The following is a 16015-nucleotide window of genomic DNA, read 5'->3' as shown; positions in this document are numbered from 1 at the left end:
TAGCTGCCATGACTTCCCCGCAACCGGGCACCCCCACCGGCGACGTCGATGTCCAGTGGCTGGCCGCGCTCATCGAGGAGCCCAGCGCCCGCGGCATCGCGGCGACGGTCGCCGCGCTGATCCGCGCCGGCACGATCCCCTCCGGCACCCGGTTGCCCACCGTGCGCAGCCTCGCGCTACAGCTGGGCGTCAGCCCCGCCACCGTGTCCGAAGCCTGGTCCCTCCTGCGCCGGCGCCGCTCGGTCGCCGGCCGCGGTCGCGCCGGCACCGTCGTCATCGGTCCACCCGACGTGCCGCACCCCCGCCGCTTCGAGGAGGTCGGCCGGCACGGCAGCCGCCTTCGGCACGATCTCCGCCTCGCCGTACCGGACACCGCGCTGCTACCGCCGCTGGAGGCCGCCCTCACGGCGGCGCTGCGCGTCGAAGACCTGAACGAATACCACCGGGTGCCGATCACCGAGCGACTCGCCGACGCGGTCCGTCCCACGTGGCCGTTTCCGCCCGCGGACCTGCTGGCCGTCAACGGTGGCTTCGACGGTCTGCTGCTGCTTTGCCAGACCCTGGTCGTCACCGGCGACAAGGTGGCGGTCGAGGAGCCGACCGCGCCACGACTGCTCGACATCCTCGACGCGGTCGGCGCCGAGGTGATCCCGGTCCCCCGCGACGAGCGCGGACCCCGGCCCGACGCCCTGGCCGACGCGGTACGCCGCAAGCCGGTGCTCTTCATCTACCAACCGCACGCCCACTCCCCCACCGGCCACAGCGTCGACGCGGCGCGCAGCGCCGAGCTCGCCGCCGTACTGCGGGGTGCGGAGGCCCTGGTGATCGAGGACGACGGCATGGCCGACCTCGTCCCCGGGCCGGTGCAGACCCTCGGTACGGCCCTTCCCGATCGGGTGGTGTTCCTCCGCTCGTACTCGAAGTCACACGGCCCCGACCTACGCCTCGCCGTGCTGGGCGGCGCGGCACCGCCGATCGAGCGCGCTCGCGTCTACCGCACCTTCGGCAGCGGCTGGACGAGCCGGATCCTGCAGAACTGCCTCGCCCATCTGCTCACCGATCCACCCACCCGCACGCTTGTCGCGGCGGCCGGCGAGACGTACCGGAACCGACGACGGGCACTGGCCGAGGCGCTGGCCGCCCGCGGCGTACGCACCGGCGGCACCGAAGGACTGAGCCTGTGGGTGCCCGTCGAGGACGAACGGTCCGCCCTGGTCACGCTCGCCGCGCACGGCGTGGCCGTCGTCCCGGGCGGACGCTACTTCGCCGGCCCGCACACGCCTTTCCTCCGCGTCGCGACCAGCCGACTCCACGAGCACGTCGAGGAGGTGGCCGACCTGCTGGCCTTCGCCGCAGTCGAGGAGCACGACTCCCCACAGCCGACCGTCGTCCGGGGCTGAACGTCACGGTTCGATAAGGCCGGCCCGGATGGCGTAGCGGGTGAGTTCGAGCCGGTCGCGCAGCCCGAGCTTCTGCAGGATGTTGGACCGGTGCCGTTCGACGGTCTTGACGCTGAGGAACAGCAGGTCCGCGATCTGCTTGCTGCTGTGTCCCTCGGCGACGAGCTTGAGGACCTCCTCCTCGCGATCGGTGATTCGCCGTGCGGGGACGGCGTCCGGGCGGACGCCCCGTCCGAGATAGTCGCGGATGAGCGTGGTGACGGTGCCCGGATAGAGGAACGGCTCGTCCCGCATGGCCGCCCGGCAGGCGTCGATGAGGTCGCGGTCGGCCGCCGACTTGAGCACGTAGCCAGCGGCACCGACGCGCAGGGCCTCGAAGAAGTACTGCTCGTTGTCGTACATCGTCAGCATCAGGATGCGCAGGTCGGGCAGCGCCCGGGACATCTGCCGGGCGGCCTGCAGGCCGGTCATCCGGGGCATGGCGATGTCGAGGACGGCCAGGTCGGGGGCCGCGGCGCGGGCCAGCTCGACGGCCTCGGCGCCGTCGGCGGCTTCGGCGACGACGGTGAGATCGGGCTCGTTGTCGAGGATCAGTCGCACGCCGCGGCGCACCAGCGCGTGGTCGTCGGCGAGCAGGATGCGGGTGGGCTCGGGCATGCTCAGCTGGTCTCGCTCCGCAGGGGTGCCCGGAGACACACGTCGGTGCCGCCGGTCGGGTCCGGGCCGATCGTGAGATCGGCGCCGATGAGCAGCGCCCGTTCCCGCATGCCGCGGATGCCGGCGCCCTCGTGGGCGGTCGCTATCCCGCGGCCATCGTCGCGGATCCGCAGCTCGATACCGCCGGGGACACGCCGCAGGACCAGGTGCGCGGTGCGGGCCCCCGAATGCCGGACGACGTTGGTGAGCCCCTCCTGGGCGGTCCGGTAGAGGACCAGTTCGACCTGGCTGTCGAGATCCGGCAGGTCCCCGGCGAGGTGGCGGTGCACGGTCAGCGCGGCGCTGGTGTATTCCGTGGTGAGCGCCTTGAGCGCGCTGGCCAGGCCGAGTTCGTCCAGGACGCCCGGGCGCAGCCGGCGGGCGATGCGACGGATCTCGTCGAGGCTGTTGCGGGTGCTCTCCTGCACCTGGTGCAGCTCGTCGCGGACCGGTGGAGGTGCGCGGTCGGCGACGCGCCTGAGGTCCAGCAGCACGGCGGTCAGCGTCTGGCCGATCTCGTCGTGCAGTTCCCGGGCGACGCGCCGCCGTTCCGCCTCCTGTGCGGAGAGCGCGCGTGCCGTGCTGGTGGCGCGTTCGGCCTCCAGCCGGTCGAGCATGGCGTTGAAGGTGCGGATGAGGTCCGCGATCCCGGCCTGGCCGGTGACCGGCAGGCGACGCCCGGGGCGCAGCAGGTCGATCGTCCGCATGGTGCGGGCGAGCCGCTCCAGCGGTGCCAGCCCGACCCGCAGCAGCAGCGCGTTGGCCACCAGCATGGCGGCGAGGCCGCCGGCCAGCACCGCCGCCTCGGCGAGCACGATGGGGGTCGAGACGGTGATCGGGCCGAGCAGCAGCAGGACCGTGGCGACCACGAGCACCGCCGCGTTGAGCAGGAAGATCCGCCAGAACAGCGACAGTGACACGTTGGCCGTCTCCTCTCCGGTGCGCTCCCCCGCGTCCTTCATAACAGCGTCCGAAGATACGGACGGTCGGTCGGGCCGCGTCCGTCCAAGCTCGCGCGCCGTCCGGCAGACGGCATCGGGGCGGGCACCCATGTTTGCGCGCCGGCCGGGCCGATCCCCGCCAGGCAGGCCGGACCGGCGAAATGGGGGTCGGCACCGATGCGGGCGGCCGGGCCGCCGAACCATGCTGGAGTGGCCCGCCGGAGCACGGCGGACCAGTCGAGTGGAGGTGAGATGCCGCGATGACCATCGAACGAATCGCGCTTCCCGGAGTCGGCATCGGGTGGGCCACCACCACCCGCGCCGGACGACGCCTCGGCGTCGTCTGCCATCTCACCGGCCGGCGTGACCTCGTGGTCTACGACCCCGACGACGCCGAGCGGGCGCTCAGCACGGTCGTCCTCGACCAGGACGAGGCGCGCTGGGTCGCCGACGTGCTGGACCCGACCGTCACGGTCGACCACCTGACCGAGCTCGAACGGCAGGTCGACGGCGTCGCGGCGGTCCGCCTGCGGCTGCCGGCCAACTCCCCGTACGCCGGCCGGCCGCTCGGCGACACGCGGGCGCGTAGCCGCACCGGTGCGTCCATCGTCGCCGTGGTGCGCGGCGACCGGGTCATCGTCGCGCCGGCCCCGGACTTCGTCCTGTGCCACGACGACACGCTCGTCGCGGTCGCCGACCGGCGCCGGGTGGCCGCGCTCGCCGACCTGCTCACCGGGCACCCGACGGCCGGCCGGTGAGCGCGCCCGCGGCGACAGTCGGTTGACCGACGGGGTCGTGGCGGCGCTCTCCGTGGGCTGCGGCGGAAGTCGCCCCCGAACCTGCAGCGGGTAGGCTTCTGGAGTTGCTGCAGGCTGTGCTGCCCTCACGCCGGCGCCGATGTGGTCGGCGAGCGACTTCGCCCGGCCGATCGAGGCCCGAGCCGGAGCGGTCGAGCACGCCGTCAGCTCGGACCATCCGCCGGCCAGGGAGACGTAACCGGGTTGAGCCCTCAGACGCTGTTGTTGTTCGTGCTCGCCGCCGTCGCGGTCATCGTCGTCGTGCGGTGGGTGGCCTCGCACACCGGTCTGCCTGCGGCGGCGCTGCTGCCGCTCATCGGCATCGCGTACGCGCTGCTCCCGGGCCCCAACATCAGCCTTGATCCGGGCCTCGTGCTGACGGTCGTGCTGCCGCCGCTGCTCTACAGCGCAGCACTGGACTCCTCACTGTTGGGCATCCGCCGGAACCTCCGCATCGTGGTCAGTCTGTCGGTCGTCCTGGTGCTGCTCACCGCCCTGCTGGTGGGAGTCGGGTTCCACCTGTTCGTCGCCGGGGCGACGCTGGCCGCCGGGATCGCGATCGGCGCCGCGATCGCGCCGCCCGACCCGGTGGCCGCACTGGCGGTGGGCCGCCGGGTCAACCTGCCGCCGAAGCTGGTCACGATCATCCAGGGCGAGGGACTGCTGAACGACGCCACCGCGCTGACGATCCTCAAGGTCGCCGTCGCCGCCGCCGTGGGCGGCGGCTTCTCGTTCCCGTCCGCGGTCGGCCAGTTCATCGTGGCGGCGGTGGGCGGCGTCGCCGTGGGCGCGGTCGTCGCATGGGGAGTTCGTCTGGCTCGACCGCTCACCGCGGATCCGCTGCTGTCCAACGCCATCTCGCTCGCGACGCCGTTCGTGGCCTACCTGTTGGGCGAGGAACTGCACGTCTCCGGCGTGCTCGCCGTGGTGATCGCCGGGCTGATCGTCGGCCACCACACGCCCCGGCTCGTCTCTGGCGCCACCCGGCTGCAGACCAGCGCGGTGTGGCGGCTGGTCGACTTCCTCCTCGAGGGCTTCGTCTTCCTGCTGATCGGCCAGCAACTGCCCACGGTCGTGAGGGGCCTGCACCAGTACGACACCTCCACGGTCGTCATCGCGGTCGCGGTGTCGGTCGGCGTGGTGCTGCTCCTGCGCCCTGCGTGGCTGGTACTGACCCAGGTGCTACCCGGGTCGCTGCACACCCGGCTGGGCGGCACCTCTGACGAGGAGGAGCCCGACGAGCCGAGCAGCGCCCGGCAGGCCGCGCGGGCGGACCGCAACGCCCGTCGACTCGCCGGTCGTGAAGTCGCGGCGCTGAGCTGGTCCGGAACCCGCGGCGTCATCAGCCTCGCCGCGATCTTCACGCTGCCGCTGACCACCGACAGCGGCGCGCCCTTCCCCGACCGTAACCTGCTGCTGTTCTGCACGTTCGTGGTCGTTCTCGTGACCCTCGTCGGGCAGGGCCTGACGTTCGCGCCGCTCGTCCGGGCGCTGGGCCTGCGCGCCAACGAGAACGACCAGGCCCGGGTACGCAACGAGGCCCGCTCGGCGGCCGTCGAGGCGGCCCTGGCCCGCCTCGACGAGGTCGCCGCCGACGAGCCGGACCACGCCGAGGCCGTCAACGTCACCCGTGGGCAGCTGCTGACCCGCCTGGCCCGCTACCGCGGCCGCCTCGATCTGCTGCAGAGCGTCGAGTCAGCCGAGGTGCCCACCTCACCGGGGTACGAGGCGGCGCTGCGCATCCGGCGGGCCGCGATCGAGGCCCAGCGGGAGGAACTCCTGCGTTGGCGCGACGCCGGCCGGCTGCCCGATGCGGGGCTCCGCATCCTGGAACGCGAACTCGATCACGAGGAGCTGCTCCTGCCGAAGCGCGGTTCCCGCTGACCAGGGTTCGCCGGTCCCGCCGGTCCGTCGGAAGCAACCGGCGACCGGTCAGGTCAGAGTGAGCCGGATCGGCGGGTCCTCGGCGGTCCGGCGCGACACCGTGACGCTCACCCGGCCGGCGTCACGGAGGGGGTGCAGCCGGTCGGCCCAGTCGCCGGGGTCGAGCCGGAAGTAGTGCACCTCTCCGGCGAGCAGCAGGTGCGGTCGGTCGTTGAGCAGGATGCGGCGGCGGTGCAACGCGACTCTGGCCATCGAGGACAGCTCCTCGTCGTCGGAAAACTCGGTACCACAACCACCACCGGACGCCGCCCTACGACCGGATCGCGCCGCGGTGGCGCGAGCCGGGCGGGCGGCGGCGACCACTCCGAGAAGGAGACGCCATGAAGCATCTGCGGTATGCGACAGCCCTGGTGGTCACCCTCGCGCTGGGGGTGACCGGCTGCGGCGGGGACGAGGGCGGCTCGGGTTCCGACGGTCAGCCCGCCGGCAAGGAGATCGCGGCCGGCAAGGCCACGGGCCAGATCACGGTCTGGGCCATGGGCGCCGAGAGTGAGAAGCTCAACGCCCTCGCCGCCGACTTCACGAAGGAGAATCCGGAAGCCAAGGTCAACGTCACGTCGTTCCCGTTCGACGCGGCGCACGACAAGATCGCCACGGCCATCGCGGGTCGGCAGACGCCGGACATCAGCATGGTGGGCACGACCTGGATGGGCGAGTTCGCCAAGACGGGCGCGTTCGACCCCGCACCCACCGGCCTGTTCGACAAGAGCAAGTTCTTCGCGGGCGCGTGGAACAGCGCCGTCGTCGACGGCACCGCCTACGGGGTCCCGTGGTACGTGGAGACGCGGCTGATCTACCACCGCAGCGACCTGGCCGCCACGGCGGGCCAGCAGAAGCCGACCAACTGGCAAGGGCTCACCGACTTCGCCACCGCGATGAAGGACAAGGGCGGCGCCAAGTGGGGCATCTACCTGCAGCCGGGCGGAACCGCCTCGTGGCAGACCTTCATGCCGTTCGCCTGGCAGGCCGGCGCCGACATCATGAAGGACGGCAAGTTCACCCTAGACACTCCGGAGATGCGCAAGGCGTTGGAGTACTACGCCTCATTCTTCAAGCAGGGCCTGGCGCCGACGAATCTCGCCCCCGAGGCCGTGGGATCGGGCTTCATCAAGGGTGAGGTCGGTGCCTTCGTCTCCGGTCCATGGCACATGGGGATCCTGCGTGGGGAGGGGGGCCCGGCGTTCGAGGGCAAATGGGACGTCGCGCAGATGCCGCGCGAGCAGGCCGGCACCTCCTTCATCGGCGGCTCCGACCTGGCGGTCTTCAAGGACTCCCGGAACCGCGACACGGCCTGGAAGTTCGTCCAGTTCCTCACCACCCCGGCCGCTCAGCAGAAGCTGTACGACCTGGTCGGCAGCCTCCCGGCGCTGCAGGAGACCTGGCAGTCCGGCAAGCTGGCCGACGACCCCTTCCTGCAGGCGTTCGGTGAGCAGCTCAAGGACGCGAAGTCGGCACCGGCGATCGCCACCTGGGAGCAGGTCGCCGACGTCATCGACGACGGCATCGAGCGGGTGGTCCGCGGCGTCACCGATCCCGCCACCGCCGCGAAGGAGATGCAGTCCAAGGCCTCCTCGATCGGCACCGGGAGCTGACGTGACCTCCGCCACCGCGCAACGACCTGCGCGCACCGGCGGCAACCAGGGCGCCACGGTCCGGCGCCGTGAGGGCGGCTTCTACGACGCCGTCAACGTGACCAGCGGGCAGGTGTCCGAGCGGTACCTGGCGCTGGACCAGGGCATGGTCATGGCGGCGCTGGGCAACGCGCTCGCCGACGACGTGCTCCGCAAGCCGTTCAGCATGGGCGCCATGAAGCAGCGCCTGGCGCCGCTGATGCGGATGGAGCAGTTCTCCCTGCCCGGCGCGAAGAACGGCTGAACCCGAGGCCGCCGACGGTCCTGCGGCGCAGGCGACCACCTGCGCCGCAGGGCCGGGCGCGGCCCGCCCCGGTCGCCCCGTCCGCGCCTGCGGCGGGCGGGGTAACCGGTTACAGTCGCGACACGGATCCGCAGAGACACCCGGAGGTAACCTCGGTGACCCGCGCAACCGGCACACCCCCCGGCAACGACGCCCGCTCCGACTGGGCGGCACGCATCTCCCGCCGCAGCGACGAGAGCCGACGCCCGGGGACACCCGACCTCCCCCCGCCCGCCGGGCTGCGCGCCGAGCCCGGCGTCGGCCACGTACGCCTGTCCTGGCAGCCGGTCGACGGCGCGGTCGGCTACCTCGTCCACCGCGCACCGGCCGGGGACGCGTCCGCGTTCGCTCCCGTGGACCACCTGGGCGGCGACGTACTCGCCGTCCCCGACCCGTGGTACGTGGACACCACCGGCGAGCCCGGGCACGAGTACGCCTACGCGGTCGCCGCCGTGCCGGAGGTGACGGTCACCGGTGCGCTGTCTGCGCCGGTCACCGCCGCCGCGCTCCCGGCGGTCGGCGCACCCCCGACCGTGCGCGTGCGGGTGGATGCCGGCGCCGCGGGCGTACCGCTGCATTGCCCGTGGCAGCCGATGATCGGCAGCGAGCGGCTGTCCCAACTGCTGTGCCCGGACCTGACCGGCGGCCGGGAGATCGGCACCGAACTGCTCGCGGCGCTGCGCCGGGTCCGCGACGAGATCGGCGTCGAGACGGTACGCGCGCACTCGATCCTGCACGACGACCTCGGCGTCTACCGCGAGGTGGACGGCGAACCCCGGCACGACTTCTCCCGCGTCGACGAGACGTACGACCTGCTGCTGTCCACCGGGCTGCGACCGGTGGTGGAGATCGGCTTCATGCCCCGCGACCTGGCCCGCGACCCGGAGCGGACGGTCTTCGAGTACCGCGGCATCATCTCGCCGCCGAAGGACTGGGACCGGTGGGCGGACCTGGTCCGGGCGCTGGTGCGCCACCTGCTCGACCGGTACGGCGAGGAGGTACTCGGCTGGGACTTCGAGGTCTGGAACGAGGCCAACCTGGAGGTGTTCTGGTCCGGCACCCGGGCGGAGTGGATGCGGCTCTACGACGTCACCGCCCAGGCGGTCAAGGACGTCGACCCGCGCATCCCGGTGGGCGGGCCGTCGTCGGCCGCCGCCGGCTGGGTGGACACCCTGCTCGAGCACGCCAGCATCAGCGGCGTGCCGGTCGACTTCGTCTCCACCCACACGTACGGCAGCCCGCCGCTGGACCTGCGGCCCACGCTGCGCCGGTTCGGCCGCCCCGACGCGCGCATCCTGTGGACCGAGTGGGGCGTCACCCCCACCCACTTCCACCCGGTCAACGACGGCGTGTTCGCGGCGACGTTCCTGCTCACCGGCATGCGCTCGGCAGCGGGCCGGGTCGACGCGCTGTCGTACTGGGTCGCCAGCGACCACTTCGAGGAACTGGGCCGGCCGCCGCGGCTGCTGCACGGCGGGTTCGGCCTGATCACCGTCGGCGGCATCGCCAAACCCCGCTACCACGCGCTGTGGCTGCTCTCCCGTCTCGGCGAGACGGAACTGCCGGTGCGGGCGAGCGGTGACGGCGCCGACGGGCTCGTGCAGACCTGGGCCAGCCGGCGCGACGACGGCTCGCTCGCGGTGCTGGTGTGGGCGTCCACGCTGGACCAGTCGAAGCGCGACGGCGACCCGGCGCTGGCCCGCCGGGTCGCGCTCACCATCGACGGCGTCGCCGGGCAGGTGCGGGTCACCCGGCTCGACCGCGAGCACGGGGACGTCACCACCCTCGCCGCCCGGCTCGGGGTGGCCGAGTGGCCCGACGAGGAGCAGTGGGCGGCGCTGCGCGCGGTCGACACCCTGCGCGCCGAGCCGGTGGACGCCGTCAACCGGGACGGGAACACGGTGCTGGAGCTGGACCTGCCGCAGCCGGGAGCGGTACTCGTGGAGGTGGGCCCGCCCCGGTGACAACGCCGCCGGCAGCGACGTGAACGACTCATCATCAGGGCGGATGACGCTCAGGCGGCGCCCGGGTCTCTGGGCGCGATCTGTGCCAGATGCGCGGCGATGACCGCCCTTCCGGCCGCGCCCGACATCCGGCTGGGTTGCAGGACGGCGTGCAGGATCACCCCGTCGACGAGCGCGTACAGCCGCTCAGCCTCGACCGTGTGATCCAGTTCGGGTCGTAGCGCGCCGCTGTCGGCCAACCGCCTGATCATCATCTGGAACGCCTCGGCGAGGCGCGCGTCGATCTCCTCACGGAGGCTGGCCAGGCTCGGTTCGACGGCCGCCCGAGCGGTGAACGCCAACCACACCTCACACTCGCCGCGCCGCTGCCGGTCCAGCGGCAGCATCTCGTCGATCATCGCGAGCACCACGTGTCGCTGGTCGCCCGTGATGTCCACGGCCCGGAGCCGCGCCTCGATCCGGTCGCCGACTAGGCGCAGCGCGAAGCCGAGCAGCTCGGACTGGGTGGCAAAGTAGTGCCGTAGCGAGCCCATGGAGAGACCAGCCTCGCGCGCCACGTTACGCACGGACGCCTGCTCCAGCCCGTCGCGCATGATGATCCGCCACACCGCTTCCGCGAGTTCCGTGCGGCGGGCCTCCGCATCCACCACCTTCGGCACCTCGTCTTTATAGCACAGTCGTGCTACCGTGCCGTTCCAACACGATTGTGCTACAAAACGGGGAGGACGGATGCCACGTCGAGAACAGGGCTGGCTGGCAGTCGCGGTCACCGGCTGGATCGCCGTCAACGTAGCCGTGCTGCTCCTCGCGCCCAGCCACGCGCCGTTCGACTGGCCGGCGCAGCATGACCCGCCGTCCGGGCCCGGCCAGGTGATCGCCGCCCAGCTCACCCTGGTCGAACTGCTGCTGCTGGGACTCGTCGCGTACGCACTCACCCGCCGACGGCCGGACCCGGCGATCGCGGAGCGCGTCCCCCCACGCCCCACCGCCCACCGCGAAACCTGGCTGCTCGTGGCGTACGGCATCCTCGCCCAACTCGGCGGCTTGCTCCTCGGCCGAGCACTCGACTGGCATCCGATCGGCTTCCACCTTGCGGGCACCCTGGTGGGCACTACAGATCCGGTCCGTCCGGCCGAGGCAATCGGCTGGGCCGGGTACAACAGCCTGGTCTACACGCTGCTGCCGTCCCTGTGGTTCCGGCGGCGGTACACCGCCCACCAGCTCTGCCTCCGCTCGGCGGATCGCCGTGGAGACACGATGCTCATCGTGGTCGTGCTGGTTCTCGAGTCGCTCGCCCAGTGGGCGACGCTGGGCCACGCGTTCGCCGGGCTGACGGCCGGGCAGATCGCGCTCGGCGCACCGTTGACGTTGCTGCGATACCTGGCCGGCACCGTACTGCCCACCGTCATCTTCGTCCAGGGCCTCCTTGTACCCCGGTACGCGCGGCTCACCGGCTCCACGACCGGCACGCTGGTCCTCGGCGGTCTGACCTACGCGGCCCTACACGTGTTCGAGGGTTGGGGGCGGTGGGGATCACCACGCGAGTTCGTGCTGACGGTCCTGTTCGTGCTGCTGATCTACGCCCTGCCCGGTGCGTTCAAGACCTGGTTGACGGCACGGACCGGCAACGCGTGGGTGCATGCCTGGGCGTACCACGCCGTCGCGCCGCACACCATGCACGACACCGGGCTGGTGGTTCGGATCTTCCGACTGTGAACGGCGCAACCGTGGGGGTGGAAGTGGGATGGCGCCAGCGATGTGGAGGACCCCGAACCCGCCCTCGCCGTCATGGACCTGCACGTGGTGGTGAATGGTGCGCGGTGCGCGGTCACCTGTCCTCGGTGCTGGGCTGCGTTGTCACCTCGGCGAGTCGAACGCCCGCGCTGCCCATCGCGCGCCGGGAGAAGGGAGCCGGGTTACAGCCGGCCCTGTCTGTGCACGCTTCCATGACGACTACCTGCTCCACATCGCCTCGCCCGAGCTACTCCAGGAGATCGGCCTCCCAGTTGGTGCGCTGGACCAGCACGTCCAACTCCCGGAGCTCCTGGGCGATCGCGTCGGCCTGGCCGCGCAATTCCCCGACCGGAAGCGCGGCCAGCATCTTCAGCTCCGAACGGAGCTGCCGCACCAGATGACCGCGTCCGCTCCCCGCCGCGGCGTCGGCGGCGGCGGTGAGCGCCGCGTGGCGCAACCGGAGCACGTCGCGGCGGGCCAGCGCGTCGGTCAGGGTGCCGAGGTCACCGACCGTCACGGACGCGTTGGTGCGGTTGATCCGACGGATCAGCTCCTCGAGATGGTCGAGGACGGCCTGCAGCTCGGCCAGGAGCTGCTGGGCGTCTTCCGCAGGCAGCTCGCCCTCCTGGTACCGGGCGCTGCCGATGATGCGCGATCGGAGCTGTTCCACGCGGCGGGTCGTCTCGGCGCGGTCTGCCAGCGCCTCGCCCAGCTTCACGAAATTGAACCTCCCTGACGTTGAGTGCGGAAAGAATAGATGATCTCGGTGCCGCCGGCCGAGGGTTTTCTCGGGAAATTTCAACAACAGCTGTTGGTGATAAGCTCTCGGCATGGCGACAGGCCCCTGGCAGGCGGTGACTGTCCTCACCGACCAGGTACGACGGGCGTTGTACGACTACGTCCGGAGCCAGCGCCACCCGGTGACCCGGGACGAGGCCGCGGAGGCCCAGGGGATCTCGCGCAATCTGGCGGCGTTCCACCTCGACAAGCTGGTCGGCGCCGGGCTGCTGCACGCCCGGTACGAGGCGCCGGCCGACCAGCCGCGGGGCCGTGGTCGTACACCGAAGGTGTACGAGGCGGCACCGGGCTGCATCGCCCTGAGCATCCCGGAGCGTCGCTACGAGCTGATCGGCGAGATCCTGGCCCAGGCCGTCGCCGAGGAACCCACTGATGCCCGGGCGGCTGCGCTCCGCGTGTCCGCACAGCGGGGCGCGGCCATCGGTCGTCAGCTCGGCGGCGGCCGGCCGGTCGCGGCGGTCCTGGCCGACCTCGGCTTCGAGCCGGCCGACGAGCAGGGGCTGATCCGGCTACGGAACTGTCCCTTCCACGCACTCGCCGCCGGGCAGACCGAGCTGGTGTGCCGGCTGAACGAGGCCTTCATCGCCGGCCTGCTCAGCGGGCTCGGCCGGGCGGACCTGCGCGCGCGGCTGGCCCCCGCGCCCGACGCCTGCTGCGTGCAGGTCCATCCGGCCTGACCCGCCGGGCTCGCGGTTGCCTGCTGTCAGGGCAGGAGGTCGCCCAGCGGCACCTGGGGGTCGGCGAGCCGGTCCAGGTCGACCGCCCTGCCCCGGTGGCCGGCGCGCACCAACGCCTGGATCTGGCCGGTCACGTCCCAGACGTTGGCGTTCATCCCGGCCAGCACGCGGCCGTCGGAGACCCAGAACGCCAGGAACTCCGGTGCCCTGCCGTCCACCACGGCCGGGTCGCCGCGGAACACCACCCGGTCGTAGCCGTGCGGGTCCACCCATCCCGAGTACTCCATGCCCAGGTCGTACTGGTCGGAGAAGAAGTAGGGCAGCCTGTCGTACTCGACCTGCTGGCCCAGCATGGACCGGGCCGCGGCGGGGCCGCCGTTCAGCGCGTTCGCCCAGTGCTCCACCCGGAGGTGCCGGTCGAGCAGCGGATGGTGGGCGTTGGCCACGTCGCCGGCGGCGTAGATGTGCGGGTCGGAGGTACGCAGCCGGGCGTCGGTGACGATCCCGTTGTCCACCTTCAGACCCGCCGCCTCGGCCAGTTGCGTGTCGGGCTGGATGCCCACGCCGACGACGACGGCGTCGGCGGGCAGTTCGGTGCCGTCGGTCAGCAGCACCGAGGAGACCTGCCCGGTGCCCCGCAGCTGTCGGATGCCGGCGCCGAAGTGGAAGGTGACGTCGTGGCCCCGGTGCAGGTCGGCGAAGACCCGGGCGACCTCGTCGCCGAGGACCCGCTGCAACGGCAGGTCGGCGATTTCCACCACGGTGACGGTGGCGCCGCGCTGGCGGGCGGCCGCCGCGATCTCCAGACCGATCCAGCCGGCGCCGACCACCACGAGGTGAGCGCGGTCGGAGAGGGCCTCGGCGATCCGGTCGGAGTCCGCCAGGGTGCGCAGGTAGCGCACGCCGTCCAGGTCGGCGCCGGGCACGTCCAGGCGACGGGGCGTGGAGCCGGTGGTCAGCAGCAGCTTGTCGTAGCCGAGCCGGTCGCCGTCGTCGAGGACGACCTGGCGCAGGTCGCGGTCGATGGCGGTGACGCGGGTCGCGGTCCGCAACTGGACGTCGTGCGCGGTGTACCAGTCGGCCTCGTGCACGTACACGTCGGGCCGTGGCGTGGTGCCCAGCAGCAGGCCCTTGGACAGCGGGGGCCGTTCGTAGGGTCGTTCGGGCTCGGCGCCGAGCAGGATCACACGGCCGTCGAAGCCCTCCTCGCGGAGTGTCTGGGCGGCCTTGGCGCCGGCGAGGCCGGCGCCGACGATGACGAAGGTGTCGCTGCTTCCCATGCCGCTCTCCAGTTCGGTCAGTGGGCTCCGGTGAGGGAGAAGAACTCGGCTCGGGAGCGGGGGTCGTCCCGCAGGGTGCCGAGCAGGGTGGATGTCACGGTGGTGGCGCCGGTCGCCCGGACGCCCCGCAGGCTCATGCACAGATGCTCCGCCTCGATGACGACACCAACTCCCTTGGGCGCCAGTTCGAGGGCCAGCCAGTCGGCGACCTGCTTGGTCAACCGCTCCTGCACCTGGGGGCGATGGGCGAAGAGTTCCACCACCCGGGCGAGCTTGGACAGTCCGAGGATCCGCTCGCCGGGGAGGTAGCCGACGTGTGCGACACCGATGAAGGGCAGCAGGTGGTGCTCGCAGACCGACCGGATCGGGATGGCTCGGGCCAGGACCAGTTCGTCGTAGCCCTCGTCGTTGGGGAACGTGGTCAGGTCGAACGGGCGTGCGGTGAGCAGTTCGGCGTACGCGTGGGCCATCCGGCGGGGGGTGTCGCGCAGGCTCTCGGAGTCGAGGTCGATGTCGAGTGCGGTCAGGAACTGGGCCGCGGCCTGTTCGGCCGCGACCAGGTCAAGCACTGGTCGCTGGTCCACGCGACGTTGGGCCGGTGCGATGCTCACATCAGCCCCCTCCGAGCGCGGTGTGCAGGTGCCACGCCGCAACCTCCGTCTCCATCAGGGATGGTCGCTTCTCTCCGCAATCCTGGCGCGCTCGAGGCGGAATTTCAATAGCGTTCGCTGTCGAAATTCCCTCGCCAGTGGACGACCCCTCGGGGACGGGAGCCGGACGGGAGCCGGGCAGGAGCAGTTGGGGACGACGAGCGCGCGTCGGCGTGGGTTCGCGGGAAGGACGGCCCTCCCAGCGTGGGCCGTCAGCGGTCTCGGCCCGGCGCGGAATGACCCGTACATTCGGCATTCGGTCGCCCAAACTGGCATCGGTTATCACAAATACAAGGCCCAGATCGGGCGTTGTCCATTACATCGAAGTGCATTACTATACCAACCGTGTAATGATCCAGAACGCAGCACCGCAAGACCTGAAGAGAGCCATTGCGAACACCGAGAGTTACCACTCGCCAGCACAGGAGACCGAATCAGCGACCGCCTCGGAGGGCGGCCACCTAGGGTCGCGGGCCAGGCGAACAGGGAGACGAGCCGCCACGCGCGCCGCGAGCAGTTTCCGCTCAGCAAATATGACAGTCACTTTCGAAATTGCTGCCCGTTAACCAACTAATCAGTAGCTAATCAACGGATATTTTTGGTCAAACGGTCATTACCGGGGTATGCGGCGCCGATCGAATCGGCGTTACGGGGATACATCCCAGAACGGGTGTGGGGTACCGGAAGGGGTGGGGGGATGAGGGCGATCCCGAGTGAGTCCTTGGTCATCGGCATCGCGTCGTCGCCGGCCGAACGTCGGCAACTGGCGCGGCTGCTCGGCGGAACGGAGGCGTTCCTGATCGTCTCGACCGTTCAGCAGGCACGGGAGTTCCTCGACGCGGCCGGGGCGCCCGCGGCAGCAGCGGCTGGCCAGCCGGCGATCGTGGACGCCACAGAGGAGATGGGTCCGCCGCCACCGCCCGAGCTGATCGTCGACTCCGACCGGCGGGTGCTGCGCTGGCTGGACCGTGAGATCGACCTCACTCCGCTGGAGCACGACTTTCTGGTGTGCCTGGTCGGCACGCCCGGACAGGTGTGGACCTACGAGCAGCTGCACCTGAAGGTCTGGGGCAATGAGCACCTCGGCCGTGGCTCCGACATGCACTCCGTGGTGCGGCGGGTACGGCGCAAGCTGGCGCGGCTGGACGCCTCGGCGGCGATCCACGCGGTCCGAGGGGTCGGCTTCCGCCTCGCGTTGGCCTGATCTCCTGGCCGTCCCA

16 protein-coding genes are annotated in these 16015 nt (G+C 71.6%); 9 read left to right on the top strand and 7 right to left on the bottom strand.

Annotated elements, in window-relative coordinates; genetic code table 11:
- Positions 1-8 precede the first annotated feature (8 nt).
- Positions 9-1400, top strand: a complete 1392-nt coding sequence (locus FXF52_RS14750; RefSeq protein ID WP_148797453.1) for a PLP-dependent aminotransferase family protein — start codon at positions 9-11, stop codon at positions 1398-1400.
- Between the two features lie 3 nt (positions 1401-1403).
- On the opposite strand, the gene FXF52_RS14745 is transcribed toward FXF52_RS14750, so the two are convergent.
- Entirely contained in the window at positions 1404-2057 is a 654-nt protein-coding gene (locus FXF52_RS14745) for a response regulator transcription factor (RefSeq protein ID WP_148797452.1), read from the bottom strand.
- A 2-nt stretch (positions 2058-2059) separates the two neighbouring features.
- Positions 2060-3058: a HAMP domain-containing sensor histidine kinase gene (locus tag FXF52_RS14740; RefSeq protein WP_222870519.1), complete on the bottom strand. Its 999-nt coding sequence runs from the start codon at positions 3056-3058 to the stop codon at positions 2060-2062.
- Positions 3059-3297: 239 nt separating this feature from the next.
- On the opposite strand from FXF52_RS14740, the gene FXF52_RS14735 reads away from it, so the two are divergent.
- Both FXF52_RS14735 and FXF52_RS14730 read left to right on the top strand, forming a co-directional pair.
- The gene (locus FXF52_RS14735; protein ID WP_148797451.1) at positions 3298-3795 is read left to right on the top strand and encodes a cation:proton antiporter regulatory subunit; all 498 of its coding nucleotides are present in this window, start codon (positions 3298-3300) and stop codon (positions 3793-3795) included.
- Positions 3796-4038: 243 nt separating this feature from the next.
- A complete protein-coding gene (locus FXF52_RS14730; protein WP_148797450.1) occupies positions 4039-5718 on the top strand; it encodes a Na+/H+ antiporter in 1680 nt (559 codons plus the stop codon).
- A gap of 48 nt (positions 5719-5766) precedes the next feature.
- Here FXF52_RS14730 and FXF52_RS14725 read toward each other — a convergent pair whose 3' ends face one another.
- Complete coding sequence (locus FXF52_RS14725; protein WP_148797449.1) at positions 5767-5970, bottom strand: beta-galactosidase; 204 nt, start codon at positions 5968-5970, stop codon at positions 5767-5769.
- A gap of 128 nt (positions 5971-6098) precedes the next feature.
- On the opposite strand from FXF52_RS14725, the gene FXF52_RS14720 reads away from it, so the two are divergent.
- From FXF52_RS14720 to FXF52_RS14710, 3 genes are all read left to right on the top strand, one after another.
- Positions 6099-7370, top strand: a complete 1272-nt coding sequence (locus tag FXF52_RS14720; RefSeq protein WP_148797448.1) for a sugar ABC transporter substrate-binding protein — start codon at positions 6099-6101, stop codon at positions 7368-7370.
- 1 nt (position 7371) lies between these two features.
- Positions 7372-7653: a glucoamylase family protein gene (locus FXF52_RS14715; RefSeq protein WP_148797447.1), complete on the top strand. Its 282-nt coding sequence runs from the start codon at positions 7372-7374 to the stop codon at positions 7651-7653.
- A gap of 155 nt (positions 7654-7808) precedes the next feature.
- Positions 7809-9656, top strand: a complete 1848-nt coding sequence (locus FXF52_RS14710; protein WP_148797446.1) for a xylan 1,4-beta-xylosidase — start codon at positions 7809-7811, stop codon at positions 9654-9656.
- Positions 9657-9706: 50 nt separating this feature from the next.
- Here FXF52_RS14710 and FXF52_RS14705 read toward each other — a convergent pair whose 3' ends face one another.
- A complete protein-coding gene (locus FXF52_RS14705) occupies positions 9707-10306 on the bottom strand; it encodes a TetR/AcrR family transcriptional regulator (RefSeq protein WP_148797445.1) in 600 nt (199 codons plus the stop codon).
- Between the two features lie 79 nt (positions 10307-10385).
- Between FXF52_RS14705 and FXF52_RS14700 the strand changes: the two genes are divergently transcribed.
- Positions 10386-11372: a hypothetical protein gene (locus FXF52_RS14700; protein ID WP_148797444.1), complete on the top strand. Its 987-nt coding sequence runs from the start codon at positions 10386-10388 to the stop codon at positions 11370-11372.
- A 265-nt stretch (positions 11373-11637) separates the two neighbouring features.
- Here the strand turns inward: FXF52_RS14700 and FXF52_RS14695 are convergent, their stop codons facing one another.
- Positions 11638-12108, bottom strand: coding sequence for a DIP1984 family protein (locus tag FXF52_RS14695; RefSeq protein ID WP_148797443.1), 471 nt, complete (start codon positions 12106-12108; stop codon positions 11638-11640).
- Between the two features lie 112 nt (positions 12109-12220).
- Here FXF52_RS14695 and FXF52_RS14690 point away from each other — a divergent pair, with 112 nt between their 5' ends.
- Entirely contained in the window at positions 12221-12865 is a 645-nt protein-coding gene (locus tag FXF52_RS14690) for a metalloregulator ArsR/SmtB family transcription factor (RefSeq protein WP_148797442.1), read from the top strand.
- Positions 12866-12891: 26 nt separating this feature from the next.
- Here FXF52_RS14690 and FXF52_RS14685 read toward each other — a convergent pair whose 3' ends face one another.
- Positions 12892-14145, bottom strand: a complete 1254-nt coding sequence (locus FXF52_RS14685) for an NAD(P)/FAD-dependent oxidoreductase (RefSeq protein ID WP_148797441.1) — start codon at positions 14143-14145, stop codon at positions 12892-12894.
- Positions 14146-14162: 17 nt separating this feature from the next.
- Positions 14163-14756 carry a GTP cyclohydrolase I FolE gene (gene folE, locus FXF52_RS14680; RefSeq protein ID WP_148797440.1) on the bottom strand — a complete coding sequence of 198 codons (594 nt, stop codon included), beginning with the start codon at positions 14754-14756 and terminating at the stop codon, positions 14163-14165.
- Positions 14757-15492: 736 nt separating this feature from the next.
- On the opposite strand from folE, the gene FXF52_RS14675 reads away from it, so the two are divergent.
- Positions 15493-15999, top strand: coding sequence for a winged helix-turn-helix domain-containing protein (locus FXF52_RS14675; RefSeq protein ID WP_148797439.1), 507 nt, complete (start codon positions 15493-15495; stop codon positions 15997-15999).
- The last annotated feature ends 16 nt before the right edge of the window (positions 16000-16015 follow it).

Origin of the sequence: Micromonospora sp. MP36, assembly GCF_008119785.1 — a bacterium.
Taxonomy (GTDB): Bacteria; Actinomycetota; Actinomycetes; order Mycobacteriales; family Micromonosporaceae; genus Micromonospora.
This window is presented reverse-complemented; position numbering and strand designations above follow the sequence as displayed.